The 1,682-nt window shown below is 39.5% G+C and carries 1 protein-coding gene; it reads right to left on the reverse strand.

Annotated elements, in window-relative coordinates; all coding sequences use genetic code 11:
* Positions 1 to 111: 111 nt before the first annotated feature.
* Positions 112 to 1,593, reverse strand: a complete 1,482-nt coding sequence (locus V6256_RS15075; RefSeq protein WP_341599091.1) for an FAD-dependent oxidoreductase — start codon at positions 1,591 to 1,593, stop codon at positions 112 to 114.
* Positions 1,594 to 1,682 lie beyond the last annotated feature (89 nt).

Below are 1,682 nucleotides of genomic sequence, written 5' to 3' on the forward strand. Positions count from 1 at the left end.
GCCTTAAAGATTACATTTAAAAACCGCAGTTACACAGAGTTATTTACAGGGTCAATAAAGCATTAGCTCGGTAAGAAACTGCCAATGAGTTTCTTACCGTCAATCAATTGTTTAACGACTCGCCAATTGCCATGTTTTAAAGCCACCGGTCATATTCTTCACTTTATAACCCAGATTAGTTAACAAACAAGCGGCAACGTGACCACGTAAACCAACCTGACAATAAACTAAAATTTCTTTTTGCTTATCTAACTTATCTAAATTGCTTCTTATCTCATCGACAGGGATATTAATTGCTCCAGGAATAAGCCCTTGCTTAGCAACCTCATTACCTCCACGCACATCGACCAGTATTTGCTGTTCGTTCAATGTAGTTAAGTGATCGTTATGGAAAATACATTCATCACCTTTGAGTACATTAGTCGCGACTAACCCTGCTTGATTAACCACATCACGAGCCGAGCCAAAAGGAGGGGCATAACAAAGTTCTAAGTCTTGTAAATCAACGACGCTTAACCCTGCACGTTGTGCCACTGCGATAATATCAATACGTTTATCAACCCCGTCTTTACCAACCGCTTGCGCACCTAAAATGGCGCCTGACTCAGGGTGAAATAATAACTTTAAGGTCACAGGGTGAGCACCTGGGTAATACCCTGCATGACTCGCTGCATGCACATAAACTTTTTCATAAGGCATTGCTTTACGTCGCAATGTTTTTTCATTTAAACCAGTTGATGAAACGGCTAAATCAAAAACCTTACAAATAGCGGTTACCTGTGTTTTTTTATAGGTTTCTTGCGCACCAAAAATAACATTTGCAGCCAAACGACCTTGTCGATTCGCAGGGGCTGCGAGTGGAGCAAGCATGCTATCACCTGTCACAAAATCAGGCGATTCAATCGCGTCTCCAACAGCATAAATTGATGGATCACTGGTACGCATGTAATCATCTACTTTTATCCCGCCGAGTTCACCTATTTCAAGATCTGCATTAACGGCTAATGACACCTCAGGTTTAACACCCACTGCCATAATTAATAAGTTAGTTGTTAGTTTTGATTGGTCATCTAGTGTCAGTGTCAGCGTTTGATCTTCAGGTTCACACTCTGACACCTCCTGTAAAGCTTTACCTAATTTAAGTTGAACACCATGAGCTTCTAACTCATCATGTAACATGTTGGCAATTTCTATATCAACAGGCCCCATCACTTGCGGAGCAAACTCGACTAAAGTCACTTTAATATTACGCTGACGTAGTGCTTCAGCCACTTCTAAACCAATAAACCCACCACCACACACTGTTGCATGTGCAGGCTTATTTTTATCAATTAACGCAATAATCGCGTCCATATCGGGAACATTACGTAAGCTATGAGTGAGATGATTTTTAATACCTTTAATAGGCGGTACAAAGGGGCTTGCACCAGGGCTTAAAATAAGTGCATCATAAGGCTCGATATATTCATTGTTATTTACAAGATTACGAATAGTGATCGTTTTAGCTGTTTTATTAATCTCTATAACCTCATTAAGTACCCTTACTTCAACATTAAATCGGCTCTTAAAACTTTCAGGGGTTTGTAATAACAAGGCTTGTCGAGATTCAATATCACCAGCAATATGATAATACCAATCACACTAATTAACTGATCTATTTTGCTTGTTAAAATAACTTATTT

The sequence above is a fragment of the Psychromonas aquatilis genome (assembly GCF_038155185.1).
Classification (GTDB): Bacteria; Pseudomonadota; Gammaproteobacteria; order Enterobacterales; family Psychromonadaceae; genus Psychromonas; species Psychromonas aquatilis.